We start from the raw sequence: 22,233 nt of genomic DNA, 5'->3' as shown, positions 1-22,233 counted from the left end.
CGAGCTGGTTAGCACTTGACGTCGGCTGAGCTAACGCTCGATGTCGGTCGAGCCGGCTAGCAGTTGATATCGGCGGTGGGCGCCGTACCTTGCAGCAAGTAGCTCTCAACCGCGTTGTCGACACACGCGTTGCCGGCCTTGTAGCCGGTGTGGCCGTCGCCGTCGCGGGTGATCAGCACACCGCTCTCCAGTTGGCTCGCCAGCCCGACGGCCCACTCGTACGGCGTCGCCGGGTCACGGGTGGTGCCGACGACCACGATCGGCTTCGCGCCGGCCGCCTTGATCGGGTGCGGAGTGTTCTCGGGCTTCACCGGCCAGTTGGCGCACGCCAGCGAACCCCAGAGCAGGAACGCCCCGAACCGCGGTGAGGCGGCCTTGTACTCCGCCTCCTCCGCCTTCGCCTGCGCGATCGAGCTGATGTCCGGGCGGTCCAGGCAGTTCACCGCGTAGATCGCCTCGTTGCTGTTGTTCGCGTAGCCGCCCGGCTCACGGTCGGTGTACTCGTCGGCGAGCGCCAGCAGGCGCGCGCCGTTGCCGGCCAACCCGTCCAGCACGGCGTCCTCGAGCCGCGGCCAGAAGTCCTTCACGTACAGCGGGTAGATGACCCCCAGCACCACCAGGGCCTGCGTGACCTGGCGTTTTCCGTCACCCGGCAGCGGGGTCGCGTCGCTGTCGTTGATCAACTTGTCGACCTTCGCGAGCACCTCGTCCTTGGTGCTGCCGAGTCGGCAGGACCGCTGCGCGCAGTCCGCCGCGAACGCCTCGAGCGCGGTGTCGAAGCCCTTCGCCTGGGCGATGTTGTTCTCCTTCGAGGACTTCGCCGGGTCCACCGCGCCGTCCAGCACGAGCCGGCCGACGTTCTTCGGGAAGAGTTCGGCGTACGTCGCGCCGAGGTAGGTGCCGTACGACATGCCGAGGTAGTACAGCTCCGAGTCGCCGACGATTCCGCGCAGTACGTCGATGTCGCGGGCCGCGTCCTTGGTCGAGACGTGCGGCAGCAGTTCACCGGAGCGCTGCCGGCAGCCGTTCGCGAGGATCTTCGCCTCGTTGTCCAGCTCGGTGATCTCGGCCTCGTTGTCCGGGCTGCCGTCGGCCGCGATGAACTTGTCCATCGCCGCGGTGTCCAGGCAACGCACCGGGGTCGACTGCGCCACACCGCGCGGATCCCAGCCGATCACGTCGAACTTCCGCAGCAACTGCGCACCGAGCACGAACCCGGCCGAGGCGGCGAACTGCTCCCCGGAGGCGCCGGGGCCGCCCGGGTTGATGAACAGCGTGCCGATCTTGCCGGCCCGGTCGCGGGCCAGCACCTTGCGCGCCCGCAACTCGATCGTCTCGCCGTTCGGCTTGGAGTAGTCCAGCGGCACGGTGATGGTCGCGCACTGCTGGTTGGAGCCGCAGCGCTCCCAGTCAGGCTGCTGCTGGTAGAACTTCTCCAACCCTGCCGGAATCGGCCCGGCCGGACCCTTGGTCGGATTGCCACCACTGGCCCCACCCGTGCTGCCGTCCCCCGCATCCTGCGCCCGGCTGGCCACCCCACACCCGCTCGCCACCACTGCCAGCACCGCGAGTACCGCCACCGCGCCCTTCACTCCCCGGCCGGACCCTGGCGTCGTCTTGGGGCTGAGGGGTGAGGCGAGTCTGGGCTTCGGCGGCGGGGTGGGGAGAGCGGTCGTCCTGCGGTGATTCACTGCGAAGCGTCTCCCTCGTCGTCGTGGTGCAAGCGCCTGCGCCGCCGCGGCTTCCGTCGCCGTCGCTGCTCCGCGGTCTCGGCGCCCGTGGTCTCCCCGGCCGAGGACTCCACAGGCTCGGCAGCGTTCGCCACCTCGGGCGTCTCCACCGCCGCGTTCTCCGCAGCTGCCGTGGTCTCCTCGACCGCCGCAGCCTTCGCGGCCGCCTCGGGTCCCGCGGCTGCCTTGGGTTCCGCGGCTGCCGTGGGGTCTGCAGTTTTGGGTCGCGGCGGTTCGTCGACGGTCGGCGGGGCGTCCGGCGTCGTCGTACTGGAGGCCTCGTACTGCTGGCGCGGCGAGCAGACGTCCGCACGACTGCACGCACAGCGCCGGCCCGATGCCGCCAGCCGTACGACGACGGTGTCGCTCGGCACGTTGTGTCCGACCACCACTCCATCACCCGCGGGGGTCTCCACGCGGGTCCCGGTGGCCGGCGCCTTCGCGTTGAACTCCTGGTAGAGCGGGTGCTCGTACTTCAGGCAGCACATCAGCCGCCCGCACGCACCGGAGATCTTCAACGGGTTGAGCGGAAGATCCTGGTCCTTCGCCATCCGTACGCTGACCGGCTCGAAGTCCTTCAGGAACGTCGCACAGCACAGGTCCCGCCCGCACGGCCCGATCCCGCCCTGCAACCGGGCCTCGTCGCGGGCACCGACCTGGCGCAGCTCGATCCGCGCACGCAGCCCGCGGGCCAGGTCGCGGACCAGCTCACGGAAGTCGACCCGGTGCGGCGCGGAGAAGTACACGATGACCAGCTGATCCACGTCCGGCCGCCGGTCGACGAAGTCGATGCCGACCACCTTCATCGGCAGGCCGTGCTGGCGGATCAGCCGTTTCGCGATCACCCGGGCGTCGGCGCGGCGCTGCCGGTTCTGATCGTCCCGATCCAGGTCAGCGGCCGTCGCGATGCCCTCACACAGCGGCAGCCCGCCGATCTCCTCCGTGACGTACTGCGGCGCCCACACGCACTCCGCCACCTCCGGACCGTCGTCGGTCGGAACCAGCACCTTGTCCCCGACACGCGGACGATGCGGGCCGGGGTCCAGGTAGTAGAGCCGCCCGTACCGCTCGAACGACACCGCCATCACCATGCCCACGCCGCCAGCGTACTTGCCACCCCGCACACCACCCCACGCGTGCTCCGCCTGATCCCCGGCATGTCCTCTCCGGCTACTGGCGTCAACGCGGGCGATAGCCCCACGCACCGCGGCGGCGATAAGCCGCACAGGCGGGCGGAGCGGGCGTGACGGAGGTGTGGCTGCGTAGGGCGCGTGGGGGAGATCCAGGGACCTAGCGGCGGGTGCCCTTGACGGTTCCGGTGAGTTGGTCGTAGTCGGGGCCGTAGGCTGCGCAGACGACGAGGCGGTCGTTGGCGTTCCAGAGTTGCTTGGTGGGGGTCCAGTACTCCCACTCGAGTTCGGTGGACTTCACCGTCGAGCCGACGTACTCGCCGAACTCGGTGGCGCAGGTCTGCTCGCCGGCCTTGTCGATCTCCTTGTCGCCCGGGTACGGGCCGTCGGGGAGGGTGACACCGGCGATGATCTCGCCGTCGTGCGGTTCGCTGCAGGGCTGCCGGACGACCTCGTCCTCCTCTTCGCCGTCGTCGAAGCACTCACCGACCGAGAGGTCGTCGACGTAGGTGGCGGGCGCCGAGTACGACGAACTGGGCTCGGGAGCGCCGTAGTACTCGTCGTCGGCTTCGCTGAACCCGATCGCGAACATGACCGCGAGATAGATCCCCCAGCCGAGGGTGCACAGGCCGCCGAGCACCAGGCCGGCGATCGCCATCCCCTTGCCGTCGTCCTGCCGCTTCTTGATCTGGACCAACGCGCCGATGCCGAGGCCCACCGCCACCGGCGCGGCGAAGCCGATGCAGAGACTGCCGATGCCGGTCACCAGCGAGGCGATCGCCAGGCCGTTGGTGCCCTTGCTCCCGCCCGGATAGCCGTACCCATACGGCGTCGGCCAACTCCCTGCCGGCGGATACCCCGGCTGCCCGTACCCCGCGCCGTACTGCTGACCCGAGCCATACTGCTGCCCCGCGCCGTGCTGCTGACCCGCGCCGTACTGCGCCTGCCCGTGCTGCCCCTGCCCATAAGGCTGCCCGTACTGCGACTGCCCCTGCTGCGACTGCCCGTACTGGGACTGCCCGTACGACGTCTGCCCGTGCGGCTGCTGCTGGGGTTGTCCGGGCGCCGCCCACTGGGACGCACCGGACTGCTGGGCGTGCTGCTGATCAGGACGGCCGTAGGTCGGGAACGGCCTGGGCACGTCCTGCGGCCGTTCCGGCTCCGGTCCGTACGGTGGTTGGCTCACGTTGTCCCCCAGTTTCCCCCGCAGCTGCTACCGCTGCGACCCGCGCATGCTACCTGTCAGCCGGGTCCCCGGCATGCCGACCAGGCACAGTACGTTGCCGTCAGCAACAGGGCGATCCTCCAGTACGACGTAGTACATGTCCAGTTCCGACTGCTCGTACGGCTTGCCGACGAAGGCCCTGAAGGCGGTCGCGCACTGCTGGGTGGCGACGGTCCCCTTGTCCTCGGCCGACAGCCCGGCCAGGTCGGCCCGGACCTTCGCGTACGCCTCTCCGGTGTGCCCGGCCGCACAGTCGGCGATCCGCACCACCCGCAGCGTCTCCGCCTCCAGGTCGGCGTCGAAACACTGCTGTACGGCGACCTCCGAGATGGCGACCGTACGGCCGATGCCCGCCTTCCGTTCGCCGTACAGGCCGAGGGCGACCGCGACACCGATCGCGATCATCCAGCACAGGCTGATCACCAGCGCGCCGTACGTCAGCCGCTTGCCGCGGCTCCCGGTCCGCTTGATCCGGCGCAGCGCGATCCCGGCCAGTACGACGGCGACCGGCACCAGCCCGGGCAGGCTCGTCACCAGCGCCGCCACGGCGTAGCCGTCCTGCCGCCGTTGCGCGGGGGTCGGAACACCCGAGAGCCAGGACTCGGCCGGCGGCAGGGAAGGCCGGGCAGGCTGGATCGGGGGCGGCTGGGTCATTCAGGTCCGTTCGGGCAGGTACGGCCGAGCGTTCTGCCCGGACACCCAGTCATCGGACCGGCCGGTCTCGGTGTTACAGCCGCCGCCCGCTCACCGGACGCGGATGCCGAACGGTGATTCAGCCTTCGAAGAGCGCGATGGTCATCGCCTCGAGCGCGAGCAGGGGCGCGACGTTGGTTTCGATCGCCTCTCGGCAGGCGGCCAGGGCGTCGATCCTTCGAATCGTCTGTTCCGGAGTGCTCCGGCCCGCGAGTTGCTCGATGTTCGGCCGGAGCTCGGCGTTGATCAGCTCGGCCCCGGCCCTGGTCTGGACCATCAGGACGTCGCGGTAGAGCGCCATCAGGTCGACCAGTGACCGGTCGAGCACATCGCGTTCCCAACGCTTGGCCCGGGCCTTCTGCTGCTCCTCGAGCTCCTTCAGCGCGGCGTTCGCCTCCCGCGGCTTGGCGCCCTTGGTGCCGACGCCGAGCGCCTGCTCGAGCTCGGCGCGTTCCTTCTCGTCGACCTTCTCGGCGCTGGCCTTGGCCTCCTCCTTCGCCGCCTCGACCAGTTGCTGCGCGGCCTTCAGGCAGGCCCCGAGGTCGCGCAGCGAGAACGGGACTTCGAGCACCTTGGTCCGGCGGTCCCGCACCGCCTCGTCCCGGGCCAGCGCCCGGGCCCGGCCGATGTGCCCCTGGGCCGCCCGGGCCGCGAACCCGGCGAGCTCCGGATCCACGCCGAGTTTGCCGATCAGCATGTTCGCGACCGCGTCCACCGGCGGCGTCCGCAGCACCAGCAGCCGGCAGCGCGACCGGATCGTCGGTACGACGTCCTCGACGGTCGGCGCGCAGAGCACCCAGACCGTCCGCGGCGCCGGCTCCTCGATGCTCTTCAGCAACGCGTCGGCGGCCTGTTCGGTGAGCCGGTCCGCGTCCTCGACGACCATCACCTGCCAGCGGCCCTGGGTCGGGCTCATCGCGGCGCGGCGGACCAGTTCGCGGATCTCGCTGACCCGGATCGACAGCAACTCGGTGCGGATCAGCGACACGTCCGGGTGGGCGCCGCTGAGCGCCGTACGGCACTCGTTGCACTCGCCGCAGCCCTGGTTCGCGCACTGCAGGGCGGCCGCGAACGCCCGGCCCGCGTTCGACCGGCCGGACCCGGGCGGCCCGGTGATCAGCCAGGCATGCGTCATCCCGGCCACCGCGGCACCGCGCTCACCCCGCATCCCCGCTTCCGCACCGCTCACCGCCTTCCGCAGTACGGCGACCGCCGGCTCCTGCCCAACCAAGTCGTCCCACACGCTCATAGATCCACCTTCGGGAGCATCGGCTGGAGTCGGGCGCGGATCTGGGCGGCGATCTCTTCGCGGTCCTGGGTCGCGTCGATGACCAGGTAGTGCTGCGGTTCGGCGGCGGCCAACTCGAGGAACGCGTTCCGCACCCGCACGTGGAAGTCGTGCGACTGGGCCTCGATCCGGTCCCGTTCGGTGAACCGGTCGAGGCCGCTCTTCGGCGGCAGGTCGAGCAGGATGGTCAGGTTCGGCCGCAGGTCGTCCGTCGCCCAGCGGTTCACCCGCTCCACGTCGGCCAGGTCCAGGTCCCGCCCGGATCCCTGGTAGGCCAGCGCGGAGTCGACGTACCGGTCGGTGATGACCACCGCGCCCGCCTTCAGCGCGGGCTTGATCACCGAGTCCACGTGCTCGGCCTTGTCGGCGGCGTACAGCAGCGCCTCGGCGCGGTGCGAGATGTCACCGGTGGCCGGGTCGAGCACGATCTGCCGCAGCGTCTTGCCGAGGTCGGTCGCCCCCGGCTCGCGGGTCAGCACGACCTGCTGACCCTGCTCCTTCAGCCACTCGACCAGCAGGGCGGACTGCGTCGACTTGCCGGCGCCCTCACCGCCTTCCATCGCGATGAACAGCCCGGTGGTCGGGTAGACGCCGGGGGTCTTGCCGAAGCTACGCCGTACGTCGCGCCAGAACGGGACGCCCGGACGGTCGTCCATCTGCCGCCAGGCGATCAGGCCGATCACCCCGGCCAACACCGCGGCGATCAGCATGGTCATCGCGGCGCCGTTGTAGGTGACCGACCGGCCGCCGACGGTCCAGGTGTTGCGTCCGAGCGCACCGGCGGCGAACGGCGCGATCGCCAAGGTGACGGCGAGCACGGTCCGTACGGCGGACTGGACGAAGGCGAAGGTCCGGCCGCGGACCGCGTCCGGGACTTCGAGCCCGAGCAGCGTGTACCCGGAGACCCAGGACGCGCCGGCGCAGAACCCGAGCAGGACGGCGATCATGGTGGCGATCTCGATCTGCTGGATCAGCGCCAGCCCGGCCAGGCAGACCCCCGAGCCGACCAGCCCGGCCGCGAACAGCCGCCGCCGGGACAGGCCGGAGAACAGCCGCGGCGCGAACCCCATGCCGAGCGCGAGACCGCCGAAGACCGCACCGAACAGCACGCCGTACCCCGGGTCGCCGGCCTTCAGGTCCTCGACGTACGTCCGGCCGAGCCCGATAACCACCGCACCGGCCGCGAACGCGCCGGAGATGCCGACCACGAGACCGCGGACGACCGGCGTACCGGTGACGTAGGACCAGCCCTCGACCATGGTCCGCCACAGCGTCGGGTGCTGCTCGTGCTCGTGGACCGCCCGGCCGATCTCGGCGACCGACACGATCGCGATCGCGGACACCACGAAGGTGGCGGCGTTGACGTAGACGGCCAGGTCGATGGAGAGCTCGCCCAGGCCGCGGGTGATCAGGGCGATCGCGGTGAAGATGACGGCGGCGGGCAGGGCCGAGCCGTAGGTGGTGATCAGGCTGAGCTGGTTGGCCGCCTCGAGCCGGTGCCGGGGCACCAGGTTCGGCACGCTGGCGTCCTTGGCCGGGCCCCAGACCAGGCTGACGATCTCGATCAGCACGGTCGCGACCAGCAGCCAGGTGAGCGTGCCGACGATCGGGATGGTGACGAAGAACGCGGCCCGGATCAGGTCGCCGAGGATCATCGTCCAGCGCCGGTCCAGCCGGTCCGCGACCCAGCCGGCCACCGGCCCCATCACCAGCGCGGGCAGCACCCGGAGGAACAGCACGCCGCCGATGGCGAAGTTCGCGGCCTGGTAGTCGTCCCCGGCCAGCGACTTCGCCATCGCGGTCAGTGCCAGCAGGCCGATCCAGTCACCCAGGCTGGACAGCCCGAACGCGATCCAGAGCCGCCGGAACGCCCGGATCCGCAACACCGCGCGCAGGTCGTGCGCCGGTGCGGGATCAGTCAACGGGTCGTATACCTCCGGCACACGGCAAGACTAGTCGGCGGCATGGACAGCCTGACGGAGTGCCGCTGCCAGGGCGTCGAGGGCGGCTTTCAGCTCGACCGGCGGCGGGAAACCGAACCCGAGCCGGAACACCCGCGGCTCGTCCCCGAACCAGTCGCCGTCGGCCACCCGGACGCTCAGCTCGGCGGCCGCCCGCCGGAACCGCTCGACCGAGACCACCGGCTTCACGCGGACACAGCACAGGGCGCCGGCGTCGGGCCGGATCCACTCGACCAGGTCGTCGTGCGCCCGGACCCACTCCTCGGTCATCGCCAGCGAGTCGCCCAGCCAGCGCCGCCGTACGCCGAGGATCTCGTCCTCCTGCTCGAAGAGCCGGACGGCCAGCGCCTCGGTCAGCGGTGCCGCGGTCACGACCGTGTTGAACTTCGCGGTGACCATCCGGTCGACGAGGTCCGCGTCGGTGCTGACCAGCCAGCCGATCCGCAGTCCGGCAGCGCCGTGGCACTTCGACAGCGAGGCGACCGACACCACCTTCGGCCCCAGGTGTACGGCGGTCTCCGCGACCGGATCGTCGCCGTACGCCGCTGATCGGTAGGTCTCGTCGACCATCAGATACGCGTCGGGGCAGATCTCAGCCATCGCTTCGACGACTTCTCGCAAGGTTTCGGGTGGTACGGCGACGCCAGAAGGGTTCTGCGGTGTGGCGAGGCTGACCAGCTTGGTCTCAGGTGTGAGGTACGCACGGACGTCGTCGGCGCTCACCTGGTAGCCGCTGTCGAAGGACAAGGGGATCACCTGGACCTCCGCGCCCACGGACTCGTAGCAGTTGCGGGCCAGCGGGAACAGCGGTGCGGTCGTGACGACCTGGCCGCCGCGGTCCGCGACCAGATAGGCGAGCAGGAAGATCGCGTGCATCCCGCCCACAGTGATGACGACCTGGTCGGGCTGTACGCCGTGCCGCTCCGCGATCGCGGTCCGCAGCCGGAGGTCGCCGGACGCAGTGCCGTACCCGAGGTCGAGGTCGGCCAGTTCCGGGGTCAGCAGGTCTGCCAGCTTCAGGTCGGGCCCGTAGCTCTCGCCCAGCTCGTGCGTGGGCTGTACGTCGGTCAGGGACACGATGTCGTTGCGAGGAAAGGTGGCCATACCGGCAGTCTCCGAGCCGGGGCCTGGTGTCCCCAGAGCCAATCCGGCACAATTGGTTCGCGAATGAGACCAATCGAGCTGAGCGAGCGGTTGGGCCGCTGGTCATCGGGCCGCGGCCCCCTGTACGTGCTGCTCGCGGCCCGGATGCGCCGGCTGATCGACGACGGTGAACTGCCACCGGGCGCGCTGCTGCCGCCGGACCGCGCGCTGGCGGCCGCTCTCGCGGTAGGCCGGACCACTGTGGTCGCCGCGTACGAGTTGCTGCGGTCGGAGGGCCGGATCACTCGCCGTCAGGGCAGCGGGACGCGTGTGGCCGGTACGGCGTCGTCAGGCCCGGTGGAGGACGCGCCGGTCGACCCGATCTTCCTGGACTCACTGGAGTCGCGGGACGACGACGTACTGCTGGCGATCTGTGCCGCACCCGGCGATCCGCCGCCGCAACTGGCCGAGGCGTACGCGCGGATCCTGCCGTCGCTGCACACGATCAGCGGCGACATCGGCTACTACCCATACGGTCACCCCACGCTGCGACAGGCCATAGCCGAGAGGTACGACGGGCACGGCGTGCCGACGTCGCCTGACCAGATCCTGGTGACGAACGGCGGCCAGCAGGCCCTGTCACTACTGGCCCATGCGCTGCTGTCCCCAGGAGACCAGGTGCTGGTCGAGGCGCCGACGTACCCGGGCGCGTTGGAGGCGTTCCGGGAGAAGGCTGCGGTACTGCGCGGGCTGCCGATCGGACTGGAAGGGTTCGAGGCGGCGGTGCGTGAGCGGCGTCCAGGGCTGGCTTACGTGATCCCGACGTACCAGAACCCAACCGGCTCGGTGCTGCCGTCGTTGGTGCGGCAGCGGCTGGCACGGGCGGCCGCGGCGGCCGACGTACCGCTGATCGAGGACGAGGTGCCGGCGGATCTCGGGTTCCCGGGTACGGCGCGACCGGTGCCGATGGCGGCGTTCAGCGATGCGGTGATCTCGATCGGGTCGCTGAGCAAGAGCGTCTGGGGCGGCCTGCGGATCGGCTGGATCCGCGCGTCCGCACCCCTGATCAACCGCCTGGCCCGGCTACGCGCCGTCCACGACCTCGGCGGCAACGTCCCGGCCCAACTGGCCGCCGCTCACCTGGTGGCCGAGTTGGACGACCTGGACCTCGCTTCCGAGCTCCAGACCCGGCACGACCACCTACGAGCCCTCCTGGCCGAGCACCTACCGACCTGGGACGTGCCGGCCATCCAAGGCGGCCAAACCCTCTGGGTCCGCGTCCCCCACGGCGACGGCAACTCCTTCGCCCAAGCCGCCCTCCGCCACGGCATCGCCATCCTCCCAGGCGCAGGCCTCGACGTCACCGGCAACAGCGACTCGTACGTCCGCCTCCACTTCCGAGCCCGCCCGGACGACCTCACCGAAGCCGTCACCCGCCTGACCACCGCCTGGCACACCTACAACCCCCCGGCCGACCGAGTCCATCCCCGGCCGGCCATCGCCATCTGATCCTCAGACGGTGAACTTGAGGGTGAGGCTTGCTGGTGTGGTCTTGAGTTTGTCGCGGTCGGGGAGGGCGGGGCCGCAGGCGGCGGTGCCTACTCCGGTTTGAGCCAGGTCGAGGGTGACGTAGGTGGTGTCACCCGGGGTGAGTTCGGCGGTGTGCTTGGCGGTCTCCAGGTCGTGGCTGGTCCAGTCGCGGACCGTCAGACCGAAGAGAGTGCCGAGCGCCTCGACGCGAAGGGTCCCGGTGGAGGTGGTGAGCGCGGCCCAGCGGGTGTCGATGCGGTGGCCGTTCTCCTGCGGACGGACGTACGGCGTCTGTAGTTCGGCGACCGTGGCCGAGTACTTGCCGACCGCGGCGGCCTCGCGCGTGTCGACGTACGCCTCGTTCGGACCGGTGCCGAACCACTCCACCCGCTCGACCTTCGGCAGTTCGAAGGTGATGCCGAGCCGCGGGAGCACCTCGGGGAACAGCCCTTCCGGCACGACGTTCAGGTCCAGGACGACCCCGTCGTCGACGGCGGTCCAGCGCCAGGTGCCGACCAGACCCCACTGCAGCTGCGGCGGCGCGGTCCGGGTGACGACCTCCCAGGCACCGTCGCGCTCGCCCTGGGAGACGATCCGGTGCTGCACCCGGTGCAGACCCTGCTCGCGCCAGGTGTTCGCGACCCCGGGGATCGCGTCGTTGTCGATCGGCGCGCGCCACACATCCAGCCGGGCGTTCTGCACACCCGCGACGCTGATGCCGTCGACACCCGCGACTCCATCGGCCGGCCTGCCACCGGTGACAGGCTCCACCGCGGCAGGCTCGTCCAGCCGGATCTGGCCCCAGGCGACGCGGTGCCCCGCCTCGGCCCACGCCGTCGCCTCGGTCAGCGTTGCATTCACCGTGACCCAGGTCTCCGGCTTCGACGCGTCCACGGCCGGGAGCGGCACCGTCGCGGTCTCACCGGCCGCGATCGCCGGCACCGAAAGCTCGCCGGCGTCGACCTGCTCACCCTCGACCTCGACGACGTACGTGAAGGTCAGGTGGCTGGTGTCCAGCACCTCGTACCGGTTCGTGACCGACACCCCACCGTTGCCGTCGGCAACGATGCGCAGCGGCTCGATCACCTTGACGTACTCGAGCATGCCCGGTGACGGCGTACGGTCCGGGAACAGCAGTCCGTCGCAGACGAAGTTGCCGTCGTGGATCGTCTCGCCGAAGTCACCGCCGTACGCGTAGACCTCGCGGCCGTCGATCGTGGTGCGGATGCCGTGGTCGATCCACTCCCAGATGAAACCGCCCTGCAGCCGCGGGTACTTCTCGAACAGCTCGCGGTAGTCGAGCAGGCCACCCGGCCCGTTGCCCATCGCGTGGCCGTACTCGCAGAGGATGAACGGCAGGTTCTTGTACAGCGACGGGTCGGCGCCGATCTCCGCGACCCGCTCCGGCGCGGTGTACATCTGCGAGGCGATGTCGACGAACTCGACCTCGGTGTCGCGCTCGTAGTGCACCGGCCGGGACGGGTCGAGCTCCTTGGCCAGGTCGTACATGGCCTTCAGGTTCTCGCCCATCCCGCACTCGTTGCCGAGCGACCAGATGATGATGGAGGGGTGGTTCTTGTCCCGGTGGACGGTGCGCGCCATCCGCGACACCAGGTCGTCGCGGAACCGCGGGTCCATCACCGGGTTCGGCAGCTTCGGCGGCTCCGGCTCGTACCCGAAGCCGTGCGTCTCCAGGTCGCACTCGTCGATCACGTACAGGCCGTACTCGTCGCACAGCGACAGGAAGTACGGGTGCGGCGGGTAGTGGCTGGTCCGGACCGCGTTGATCCCGGCCCGCTTCATCAGCAGCACGTCGTCGAGCATGTCCTGCTCGGTCAGCGCGCGACCGCGGTCGGGGTGGAACTCGTGCCGGTTGACCCCGTTGAACAGCACGCGGTTCCCGTTCACGGTCAGTACGCCGTCGGCGATCGCGACCGTCCGGAACCCGATCCGCAGCCGCACCTCACCGCCGTCGGTCCGCAGCACACCGTCGTACAGGCGCGGCACCTCGGCGCTCCACGGCTCCACCCGGTCGATCCGGGTGTGCTCCCCGGTCGCCAGTTCGAGACCCAGCTCGGGCACGGTCACGGTGCCCGGTACGTCGGACTCCACGATCAGCGTGCCGGCGCCGTCGACGTGGTCGTACGCCGCCCGGACGAAGACGTCGGTGGGCGCACCCGGCTTCAGCGCCAGCAGGTTGACCTCGCGGAAGATCCCGGACAGCCACCACATGTCCTGGTCCTCGACGTAGCTGCCGGCCGACCACTGGTGCACCCGGACCGCGATCCGAGCCTCCTTGCCGGGGGCAACCACGTCGGTCAGGTCGAACTCGGACGGCAGCCGGGAGCCCGACGACCAGCCGACCAGTTCGCCGTTCACGTGCACCGCGAACCGGGAGTCGACACCCTCGAACCGCAGTACCACCCGGGAACCGGCCCAGTCCGCCGGGATCGTCACGGTCCGGACGTAGTCACCGGTCGGGTTGTCGGTCGGCACGAACGGCGGCTCGAGCGGGAACGGGTAGACGACGTTCGTGTACGCCGGGGCGCCGTACCCGCCGAGCTGCCAGTGACCCGGGACCGCGATGGTGTCCCACCCGGTGGTGTCCGGGTCCTTCAGGTCGTCGGGGGCGTCGGCCACGCTCGGGGACAGCCGGAAGCTCCACTCGCCGGTCAGCGGGAGCTTGGCCGAGTCGTCGTCCAGCCAGGCACGCGGGGGAAGCACGTTGGCGCCGGGAGCAAAGTCCTCGACATAGCTGTGGTCTTGGGTCACAGGCATCGAGCCTAAGCCCAAGTTGCTCACGAATCCACACTGATCAACAGATATGGACAGTACGGTGACCGGATCAGGTCAGGGCCTGGCAGTCCTTGCAGACGCCGATCAGGGCGACCTGTTCGGGAGCGAGCTGGAAGCCGAGGTCGCGCTGGACCTTCTTCCGGGCGGATTCGAGGATGTCGCCGGGGGCGTCGTACACGGTCCCGCACTCGGAGCAGCGCAGGTGCAGGTGGCGAGGGGCCAGGTCACCGGCCAGGTGGTACGTCGTCCCGGCGCGGCCGAGGTGGACGTGGGTGACCAGGCCGAACTCGCCGAGCGCGTCGAGGGCCCGGTAGACGGTGGCGCGGTGGATGCCGGGGCGCAGCTGCTCGGCCCGTTCGCCGATCTGCTCGGCGCTCAGGTGCTCCTCGGTGCCCGCGAGCACCTCGACCACCGCGAGGCGGGCCGGGGTCACCCGCTCACCTCGGTCCCGCAGCCGCTGCGCGGTGACCTCGACCGCACTGGTCACGCCCACCTCCCCAGAAACGTCCGGGCGGCACCGGTCACCCGTGCCCCCTCAGGACTTCTTCGCCGCCGTCTTCTTGGCCGTCGTCTTCTTCGCGGCGGCCTTCTTGGCCGTGGTCTTCTTGGCCGTCTTCTTCGCCGCCGTGGACTTCTTGGCCGTCGTCTTCTTCGCCGTCGTGGTCTTCTTGGCGGCGGCCTTCTTGGCCGACTTCTTGACCGGACCGCGGGCCCGCTTCTCCGCCAGCAGCTCGGCCGCCCGCAGCAGCGAGATGGTCTCGACCGAGTCGTCCTTGCGCAGCGTCGCGTTGGTCTCGCCGTCGGTCACGTACGGACCGAACCGGCCCTCCTTCACCACCACCGGCTTGCCGGACTCCGGGTCCTCGCCCAGCTCCTTCAGCGGCGGCGCCGCGGCCCGGCGGCCGCGCTGCTTCGGCTCGGCGTAGATCTTCAGCGCCTCCTCGAGGGTGATGTCGAACATCTGCTCCTCGGACGCCAGCGACCGCGAGTCGGACCCCTTCTTCAGGTACGGCCCGTAGCGGCCGTTCTGCGCGGTGATCTCCTCACCGGTCTGCGGATCCGTGCCGACCACCCGGGGCAGCGACAGCAGCTTCATCGCGTCCTCGAGGGTGACGCTGTCCAGTGTCATCGACTTGAGCAGCGACCCGGTCCGCGGCTTCGCGCCCTTCGGCGCGTCGTCGGGCAGCACCTCGGTCACGTACGGGCCGAAGCGGCCGGCCTTCGCGACCACCTTCAGGCCGGTGTCGGGCGCCGTACCGAGCTCGTGCTCGACGCCCGACGGCTGGCTGAGCAGTTCGTGGGCCTTCTCGACCGTCAGCTCGTCCGGCGGCAGGTCCTCGGGCACGTTCGCCCGGCGCTCGTCCTTGTCCTCGACGTACGGCCCGTAGCGGCCGACCCGGACCACGATGCCGGTGTCGTCGCCGCCGACCGGGAAGGTCGACATCTCCCGGGCGTCGATGTCGCCCAGGTCGTTGACCATCGAGTGCAGGCCCTCGAGGTCGGCGTCGCCGAAGTAGAACCGGGACAGCACGCCCTCGCGCTGCAGGTCGCCCGCGGCGACCTCGTCGAGCACGTCCTCCATCGTCGCGGTGAAGGCGTAGTCGACCAGGCGGGTGAAGTGCTCCTCGAGCAGCCGGACGACGGCGAACGCCAGCCAGGCCGGCACCAGCGCGGTGCCCTTCTTGTAGACGTACCCGCGGGCCTGGATGGTGCCGATGATCGAGGCGTACGTCGACGGACGGCCGATCTCGCGCTCTTCCAGCTCGCGGATCAGCGTCGCCTCGGTGTAGCGGGCCGGCGGCTTGGTCTCGTGACCGGACGCCAGCACCTCGATCGCGGGCAGCACGTCGCCCTCGACCACGTCGGGCAGCCGGGTCTCCTGGTCGTCGGTGCCGGCGGACGGGTCGTCCGCGCCCTCGACGTACGCCTTGAGGAAGCCGTGGAAGGTGATCACCCGGCCGGACGAGGTGAACTCGCACAGCTCACCGGTCGCGGCGGGCGCCTCGATCCTGATCGAGACGCTGCGGCCCTCGGCGTCCTTCATCTGGGAGGCGATGGTGCGCATCCAGATCAGCTCGTAGAGCCGGTACTCGGCGCCGGTCAGCCCGGTCTGGGCCGGGGTCTGGAAGACCTCGCCGGCCGGCCGGATCGCCTCGTGCGCCTCCTGCGCGTTCTTCACCTTGGAGGTGTAGACCCGCGGCTTGTCCGGCAGGTACGACGCGCCGTACAGCTCCCGGACCTGGGCCCGGGCCGCGGTGATCGCGGTGTCGGACAGCGTCACGCTGTCCGTACGCATATAGGTGATGTTGCCGTTCTCGTACAGCCGCTGGGCGATCTGCATGGTTTGCGAGGCGGACATGCCGAGCTTGCGGCCGGCCTCCTGCTGCAGCGTGGTGGTCCGGAACGGCGCGTACGGCTTGCGGGTGTACGGCTTGGACTCGATCGACCGGACGGTGAACCGCGAGTCCCGCAGCGCGGCGGCCAGCGCGGTCGCGGTCTCCTCGTTCAGGTGGACCGTGTTCTCGTTCTTCAGCTCACCGGTGGCGTTGAAGTCGCGGCCCTGGGCGACCCGCCGGCTGTCCACCGAGACCAGCCGGGCCGGGAACTGCCGCGGCGAGCGGCCCTCACCGGCGTCGAGGGTGGCGTCCAGGTCCCAGTACGACGCGCTGCGGAAGGCGATCCGCTCACGCTCGCGGTCGACCACCATCCGGATCGCGACCGACTGGACCCGGCCCGCCGACAGCTTCGGCATGACCTTCTTCCACAGCACCGGCGAGACCTCGTAGCCGTACAGCCGGTCCAGGATCCGGCGCGCCTCCTGGGCGTCGACCAGCGCCTCGTTGATGTCGCGGGCGCTGCCGACCGCGTCCTGGATCGCCTTCGGGGTGATCTCGTGGAAGACCATCCGCTTGACCGGGATCTTCGGCTTCAGCTCGTCCAGCAGGTGCCAGGCGATCGCCTCGCCCTCGCGGTCCTCGTCGGTGGCCAGGTAGAGCTCGTCGGCGGACTTGAGCAGGTCCTTCAGCTTGCGGATCTGGGCCTTCTTGTCGGCCGGGACGACGTACAGCGGGTCGAAGTGGTCGTCGATGTTGACGCCGAGCCGGGCCCAGGGCAGTCCCTTGTACTTCGCCGGGATCTCGTCCGCGCCCTTCGGCAGGTCGCGGATGTGGCCGAAGCTGGACTCCACCACGTACCCGGACCCCAGGAATCCGGCGATCATCCGCGCCTTCTTCGGCGACTCGACGATCACCAGCCTGCTTGCCGATGTCTTCGTCCCTGTTGCCCCTGCCACTGCGCTCCTTGCCTTAGCACTGTCTCGTCCTGCCGACAACGTCCGCGATCGGACGTCTGTTCCCCCGAGCACAGACTCCGCAACCGTCGCCCCGCCCGAGGACAGGGTACGGCCGACGGCAACGCATTTCTCAACGCACGGTAACCGGTCTCGCCGCGCGTACACCTCACAGGGTTTCAGAAAGTGCCCGGCGACCCCGGTCACCGCGCGTCGTACCGCGGCCACCCTACGCGCCGGAACCCCGTATCCCTCCCGCCTTCTCGCCCCGAGGGTACGCCGTCGGGCCAGCACCAGGGGTGGCAAGCATCACAACCCGGGGTCAGCGGACGAAGCGAACCTCCGGGAAGTTCGGGGAGTCGCCGCGCAGCAGCGACGCGGGCCGGCCGCGCAGGGCCTGGTCGAAGAAGGCAGCGAGGTAGCGGCGCTGGGCGAGCACGCTCCGGGCCGGGTCGACCGAGCCGACTAGGGCCGTCATCACCGAGGTGATGAGCTCGTCCTCGCCGTAGATGTCACGGAACAACTGGTCGAAGACGAACTGGAAATCGGTGAACGCCTTCTGCTTGGCGCCGGTCAGGCCGAGGTTCAGCTTCCAGCCGCGCTGGGCCTCCCAGAAGCCGGCCCACGACTTGTCGTAGTACTCCTTGTCCGGGTCGGTCCGCTGACTGTTGTCCGAGCCGAACAGCAGGAACGGCTGGTCGAGTCCGCGCCGGGCGACCTCGCCGAGCGGGCCCTTCACCGGGTCGTCCTGGAGCGTGCCGTCCAGGTCGAGCCCGGCTGCGAACCGGCGGTCCTCGAGCAGCGTGTTCGCGGTCGCGTAGCCGCCGAGGCCGAAGCCGAACATCCCGACCTTCCGCAGGTCGAGGCCGGCGGCGACCCCGGCCGGCAGCCGCTTGCCGTCCGCGTCCGGGTTCTCGCCGCGGGCGATCCGCTCGAGCTGGTCCAGCACGAACCGCGCGTCGGCCGTCCGGGTCTCGACCGCCTTCCGGGTGAACGCCGGGTCCGGCAGCTGATCGGCCGGTACGCCGGGCAGGAACCGCCCGCCCGGGAACTCGGTCGGCGTGTCGTGCGTGTGGTCCATCGTCACCACGACGTACCCGCGGCTGGCCAGGTCCTCGACCTGGGCGGTGTTCACGAACCGGCTGTACTGATAGCCGGGAGAGAACAGTACGACGGGGTGCGGGACCGGCTGCATCGGCGCATCCACACGCGAGTGCGTGTCGGTGTTGGCGAAGTCGAACGAACCGGTCGGCAGCGCGAGCCCGTATTCGCCGGTCCAGGCCTCGTCGACCTCGACCGCGGTGCGCCGCGGCATGTACTTCGCGAACGGGGCCGATCCGGCCACGGAGCCGGGGTACCAGAGGCTGATCATCAGCTCGCGGCGGCCGCCGGGCATCCTCGGGTCCGGACGGGACTGGTCGATCAGGTGCAGGGCGGTCGTGCCGAGCGCCTTCCGCCCGGTCGGCGGGGGCAGGCGGAACGTGACCGGGTGGAAGTTGGGGTCGCCCTGCGCGATCCAGCGACCGGGTTCGACGGGGACGGCCCGGGCGAAGGCAGGAGTGGTCAGCGCTACGCCGCAGGTAAGGCCGCCGGCCAGCAGCGCACGCCTGCTGACCGCGCGACTCGTCATCGGTCGACTGTTCGCCATGCGGAACATCGTCACGGTACGGGTTCACCCCGGGATGGCGGCGGCGTCTCAACTTGATGACGGCCGAGCTGATGACAAGCCGCCCTCCGCGCGCTTCAATGACGGCACTCTTGTTCATAGATGCGTGAAGTGAGGCACTCGTGAGCATCTTTGTCCGCATGAAACGTTCAGTCACCGCTCTGGCCCTGGTGGCAGGTGCGCTGGTGGCCGTCAGCGCTCAGGCTCAGGCCCAACCCACCGCCGACACCACGCTGGGTGACGTCACCGGGTTCTCCGCCGACAAGGCGACGTACACCCTCAGCGCCGGCCCGGCGAAGGTGCGGGTGGTGTTCCTGAAGGACGACGTGTTCCGGCTGTGGCTGGCGCCGGACGGCAACTTCACGGATCCCGCCAACACACCGCCGACCGATCCGAACGCGCCCGCGTCGAACATCGTCGTCAAGACCGACTACGGCACTCCGCAGACGTCGTGGCGGGATCGCGGCGGCTACTACTCGCTCACGACCGGGAAGATCGAGGTCCGGGCGCAGAAGCACCCGCTGAGGTTCAGCGTGTATCGGAGCAACGGTCAGCTCGTGTGGGCGGAGAGCGCGCCGCTGTCGTGGAACGACACCTCCACCACCCAGTCCCTGAGCCGCGGACCGAGTGAGCAGTTCTTCGGCGGCGGCATGCAGAACGGCCGGTTCTCACATCGCGACCAGACCATCAGGATCTCCCGCGACTTCAACTGGGAGGACGGCGGCAACCCGAACGCCTCTCCCTACTACATGAGCACCGCGGGGTACGGCGTACTGCGCAACACGTTCAGCCCGGGGAGCTACAGCTTCACCGAACCGGTCGTCACCAAGCACGACGAGAAGCGGTTCGACGCATACTACTTCGTCGGTGACCTCAAGACCTCGCTCGACCGCTACACCGAGCTCACCGGCCGCCCGTTCATGCCGCCCATCTACGGCCTCGAGTACGGCGACTCGGACTGCTACAACCGCGGTCATTACGCGAAGGACCCGGACCCCAGCAACGACTGGAAGGTCCACCCGGAGAAGGTGACCACGCTGGACGCGGTGAAGATCGCGCAGCGGTTCAAGGACGAGGACATGCCCGGCGGCTGGATGCTGGTCAACGACGACTACGGCTGCGGGTACTCCGACGACACCGAGTTCGAGCAGGTCGACGGCACCTGGTGGGGCAAGCGGGAGATCCCGCCGCTCAAGCAGACCGGTGACGAACTGCGGCAGCGGAACATCCAGATGGGTCTGTGGACGCAGTCCTCGCTGGACCGGCAGCCGGCCGAGGTCGGCGAGGCAGGAGTGCGGGTCCGCAAGCTGGACGTCGCCTGGGTCGGCCCGGGCTACCGGCACGCGCTCAGCGCCTGCGACACCGCACACGGCGGTATAGAGCAGTACAGCAACGCCCGCGGCTTCGCCTGGATGGTGGAGGGCTGGGCCGGTGCACAGCGGTGCGCGGTGCAGTGGACCGGTGACCACAGCGGCTCGCTGGATGCGATCAGGTGGCAGATCCCGGCCATCCACGGCTCCGGCAACTCCGGTATCGCCTACACCGCCGGTGACGTCGACGGCATCTTCGGCGGCTCGCCCACGAGCTACGTGCGGGACATGCAGTGGAAGGTGTTCAACCCGGCCTTCATGACCATGTCCGGCTGGGCCACCCCGGCGTTCAAGCAGCCGTGGGCGTACGGCGACCCGTACACCTCGATCAACCGCAAGTACCTCAAGCTGCGTGAGCGGCTGCTCCCGTACTTCTACACGTACGCCGCCGAGGCCCACCGGACCGGTGCGCCGCTGAACCGGTCGCTGGTGCTGGAGTACCCGGACGACCCGAAGACCTGGGACGACACCACGAAGTACGAGTTCCTGGCCGGCAAGGAGTTCCTGGTCGCGCCGATGTGGGGTGCCGACGAGGTGAAGAACGGCATCTACCTGCCGAAGGGCAAGTGGATCGACTACTGGACCGGCCGCGTCTACCAGGGTCCGACCACGGTGAACGGCTACCACGCACCGCTCGACACGCTGCCGCTGTTCGTGAAGGCCGGCGCCGTCGTACCGATGTGGAAGGCCGGGATCAACACCGCGGCCGAGCAGGGCTTCGGCGACCGGATCACCGTCGACATCTACCCGGAGGGCAAGTCGTCCTTCAGCCTGTACGAGGACGACCGGGTCACCCGTTCGCAGAACTCCGCGACACAGGTCTTCGCCGTCGACGCACCCACGCAGTCCCGCGGCGACGTGACCGTCACGATCGGCGCCAGCGTCGGCACGTACACCGGTAAGCCGGCGAGCCGTCCGTACGAGCTCACGGTCCACACCGGCACCGCTCCGCACGACGTCATCGTCGACGGCCGCAAGCTGCCCAAGCTGGACAACTACCAGGCGGGCTCGATCGGCTGGCACTACGACAACGGCATCATCCGGGTGAAGACCGCCCCGATCTCCACCTCGCGGACCGCTGTCGTCCAGCTCACCGCCACGTCCTCGGTCGGCGGTGGCAACGCGGTGACGAACACCTTCGGCACTCCGGAGCTCACCGCGCCCTCGTTGTGGAACGCTCCCGGTCAGGCGACCGAAGTGACCGCGACCTTCCGCAACGACAGTACGACGACGATGCGCGACGTACACCTGGATGTGAAGGTGCCGAGCGGGTGGACCGTCACCGGTCAGAACACCTTTGCCATCGTCGATCCGGGCAAGACCGTGTCCACCAAGTTGCAGGTGACGCCCGGCGCGGACGTCAAACCGGCTTCGTTCACGCTGGAGCTCGCGGCGACGTACGTCGCGCAGAGCAAGAGCTACACGAACAGCGCCTTCGCGACGGCGCAGTTGCCGTACGCATCGTTGTCCCAGGCGGCGACTGTGGTCGGCATCAGTGACGCCGCGACGTACAAGCAGGGCAACTTCGACGGATCCGGCAACAGCTACCACGGTGAGGCCCTTGCTGCGGCCGGATACACGCCGGGGGCGAAGGTGACCGTCCAGGGGGCGGAGTTCACCTGGCCGACCGGGGCGCCCGGCACGCCGAACCTGGTGAAGAACCAACCGGCACCGATCCTTGTCTCGGGCAACGGTACGCATCTCGCCCTGCTGGGTGCGGGCGCCAGCCTCAACGCCCGCGGATCGGTCACCATCATCTACACCGACGGTTCGCAGTCGCAGGGTACGTTCCAGCTGCCGAACTGGTGCTGCCAGGATCCGGCCACCGGCGGCGCGAAGCCGGCGGTGTCGGTGAAGGGCCGCTACACGCAGGCGGGTCTGAGCAACACCACGACCGATTACCGGGTGTTCTACACCGCCGTACCCCTGGAGCCGGGCAAGACGGTCAAGGCGATCAAGCTGCCCGGTGGCGGGCTGGGGTTCTTCGCCGCCACGATCGCAAACAAGCCGTTGCCTCCGGCACCAACCGGTGAGAAGTGGGTCAGCGACCTGGAGTTCCTGGACTCGACCAACGGCTGGGGTCCGGTCGAGCGCGACCGCAGCAACGGCGAGGACGGTGCCGCCGACGGTGCTCCGATCACCCTCGACGGCGTGCAGTACGCGAAGGGTCTGGGGACGCACGCGCCGTCGTCTGTCAGTGTCCGGATCGGTGGCAACTGCAAGACCTTCACCGCGAAGGTCGGCGTGGACGACGAGGTGGAGGACCGCGGCAAGGTCAGCTTCAAGGTCCTGGTCGACGGGGTGGCGAAGTACACCTCGGACCTGCTCACCGGTACGTCGCCGACGGCGAACGTCTCGGTGGACGTGACCGGAGGCCAGACCCTGACCCTGCAGGTCACCGACGGCGGCGACGGCATCACCAGCGACCACGCGGACTGGGCCGAGGCCAAGGTGAGCTGCAACCCATAATGG

At 69.8% G+C, this 22,233-nt stretch carries 13 protein-coding genes; 2 read left to right on the top strand and 11 right to left on the bottom strand.

Features of this window, described 5'->3' with window-relative positions:
* Positions 1-56: 56 nt before the first annotated feature.
* The 7 genes from ACYVOK_RS00490 to ACYVOK_RS00460 all read right to left on the bottom strand — a co-directional run bounded on the left by ACYVOK_RS00490 (position 57) and on the right by ACYVOK_RS00460 (position 9,131).
* Entirely contained in the window at positions 57-1,580 is a 1,524-nt protein-coding gene (locus ACYVOK_RS00490) for an alpha/beta hydrolase (protein WP_460660186.1), read from the bottom strand.
* 107 nt (positions 1,581-1,687) lie between these two features.
* Positions 1,688-2,821 (bottom strand): PSP1 domain-containing protein, encoded by a 1,134-nt coding sequence (locus ACYVOK_RS00485; protein ID WP_460660195.1) that lies wholly within the window; start codon positions 2,819-2,821, stop codon positions 1,688-1,690.
* Positions 2,822-3,020: 199 nt separating this feature from the next.
* Complete coding sequence (locus ACYVOK_RS00480) at positions 3,021-4,046, bottom strand: DUF4190 domain-containing protein (protein WP_460660185.1); 1,026 nt, start codon at positions 4,044-4,046, stop codon at positions 3,021-3,023.
* Between the two features lie 27 nt (positions 4,047-4,073).
* Positions 4,074-4,739: a DUF4190 domain-containing protein gene (locus ACYVOK_RS00475; RefSeq protein ID WP_460660184.1), complete on the bottom strand. Its 666-nt coding sequence runs from the start codon at positions 4,737-4,739 to the stop codon at positions 4,074-4,076.
* A 118-nt stretch (positions 4,740-4,857) separates the two neighbouring features.
* Positions 4,858-6,027 (bottom strand): DNA polymerase III subunit delta', encoded by a 1,170-nt coding sequence (locus ACYVOK_RS00470; RefSeq protein ID WP_460660183.1) that lies wholly within the window; start codon positions 6,025-6,027, stop codon positions 4,858-4,860.
* Complete coding sequence (tmk, locus tag ACYVOK_RS00465; RefSeq protein WP_460660182.1) at positions 6,024-8,009, bottom strand: dTMP kinase; 1,986 nt, start codon at positions 8,007-8,009, stop codon at positions 6,024-6,026. Before tmk ends, ACYVOK_RS00470 begins: the two co-directional genes overlap by 4 nt.
* A 9-nt stretch (positions 8,010-8,018) precedes the next feature.
* Positions 8,019-9,131 (bottom strand): pyridoxal phosphate-dependent aminotransferase, encoded by a 1,113-nt coding sequence (locus ACYVOK_RS00460; RefSeq protein WP_460660181.1) that lies wholly within the window; start codon positions 9,129-9,131, stop codon positions 8,019-8,021.
* Between the two features lie 63 nt (positions 9,132-9,194).
* On the opposite strand from ACYVOK_RS00460, the gene ACYVOK_RS00455 reads away from it, so the two are divergent.
* Positions 9,195-10,619 carry an aminotransferase-like domain-containing protein gene (locus ACYVOK_RS00455; RefSeq protein WP_460660180.1) on the top strand — a complete coding sequence of 475 codons (1,425 nt, stop codon included), beginning with the start codon at positions 9,195-9,197 and terminating at the stop codon, positions 10,617-10,619.
* A 3-nt stretch (positions 10,620-10,622) separates the two neighbouring features.
* On the opposite strand, the gene ACYVOK_RS00450 is transcribed toward ACYVOK_RS00455, so the two are convergent.
* The 4 genes from ACYVOK_RS00450 to ACYVOK_RS00435 form a co-directional block, all read right to left on the bottom strand.
* A complete protein-coding gene (locus tag ACYVOK_RS00450; RefSeq protein WP_460660179.1) occupies positions 10,623-13,418 on the bottom strand; it encodes a glycoside hydrolase family 2 TIM barrel-domain containing protein in 2,796 nt (931 codons plus the stop codon).
* A gap of 67 nt (positions 13,419-13,485) precedes the next feature.
* On the bottom strand, positions 13,486-13,923 hold the full coding sequence (locus tag ACYVOK_RS00445) for a Fur family transcriptional regulator (RefSeq protein ID WP_460660178.1): 438 nt from the start codon (positions 13,921-13,923) through the stop codon (positions 13,486-13,488).
* Between the two features lie 48 nt (positions 13,924-13,971).
* On the bottom strand, positions 13,972-16,728 hold the full coding sequence (gene topA / locus ACYVOK_RS00440; protein WP_460660177.1) for a type I DNA topoisomerase: 2,757 nt from the start codon (positions 16,726-16,728) through the stop codon (positions 13,972-13,974).
* A gap of 319 nt (positions 16,729-17,047) precedes the next feature.
* A complete protein-coding gene (locus ACYVOK_RS00435) occupies positions 17,048-18,355 on the bottom strand; it encodes an alpha/beta hydrolase (RefSeq protein ID WP_460660176.1) in 1,308 nt (435 codons plus the stop codon).
* A 176-nt stretch (positions 18,356-18,531) separates the two neighbouring features.
* On the opposite strand from ACYVOK_RS00435, the gene ACYVOK_RS00430 reads away from it, so the two are divergent.
* Complete coding sequence (locus ACYVOK_RS00430; RefSeq protein ID WP_460660175.1) at positions 18,532-22,230, top strand: NPCBM/NEW2 domain-containing protein; 3,699 nt, start codon at positions 18,532-18,534, stop codon at positions 22,228-22,230.
* Positions 22,231-22,233 lie beyond the last annotated feature (3 nt).

Source organism: Kribbella swartbergensis (assembly GCF_054784135.1).
The sequence above is the reverse complement of the archived record's forward strand: the minus strand, read 5'-3'. Positions and strand labels throughout refer to the sequence as shown.

Bases quoted from the DNA above. Each gene is read 5' to 3' on its own strand.
- ACYVOK_RS00475 (WP_460660184.1), bottom strand. From the start codon at position 4,739: ATGACCCAGCCGCCCCCGATCCAGCCTGCCCGGCCTTCCCTGCCGCCG.
- ACYVOK_RS00455 (WP_460660180.1), top strand. From the start codon at position 9,195: ATGAGACCAATCGAGCTGAGCGAGCGGTTGGGCCGCTGGTCATCGGGC.
- ACYVOK_RS00470 (WP_460660183.1), bottom strand. From the start codon at position 6,027: ATGAGCGTGTGGGACGACTTGGTTGGGCAGGAGCCGGCGGTCGCCGTA.
- ACYVOK_RS00460 (WP_460660181.1), bottom strand. From the start codon at position 9,131: ATGGCCACCTTTCCTCGCAACGACATCGTGTCCCTGACCGACGTACAG.
- ACYVOK_RS00485 (WP_460660195.1), bottom strand. From the start codon at position 2,821: ATGGTGATGGCGGTGTCGTTCGAGCGGTACGGGCGGCTCTACTACCTG.
- ACYVOK_RS00430 (WP_460660175.1), top strand. From the start codon at position 18,532: ATGAAACGTTCAGTCACCGCTCTGGCCCTGGTGGCAGGTGCGCTGGTG.
- ACYVOK_RS00450 (WP_460660179.1), bottom strand. From the start codon at position 13,418: ATGCCTGTGACCCAAGACCACAGCTATGTCGAGGACTTTGCTCCCGGC.
- ACYVOK_RS00435 (WP_460660176.1), bottom strand. From the start codon at position 18,355: ATGACGAGTCGCGCGGTCAGCAGGCGTGCGCTGCTGGCCGGCGGCCTT.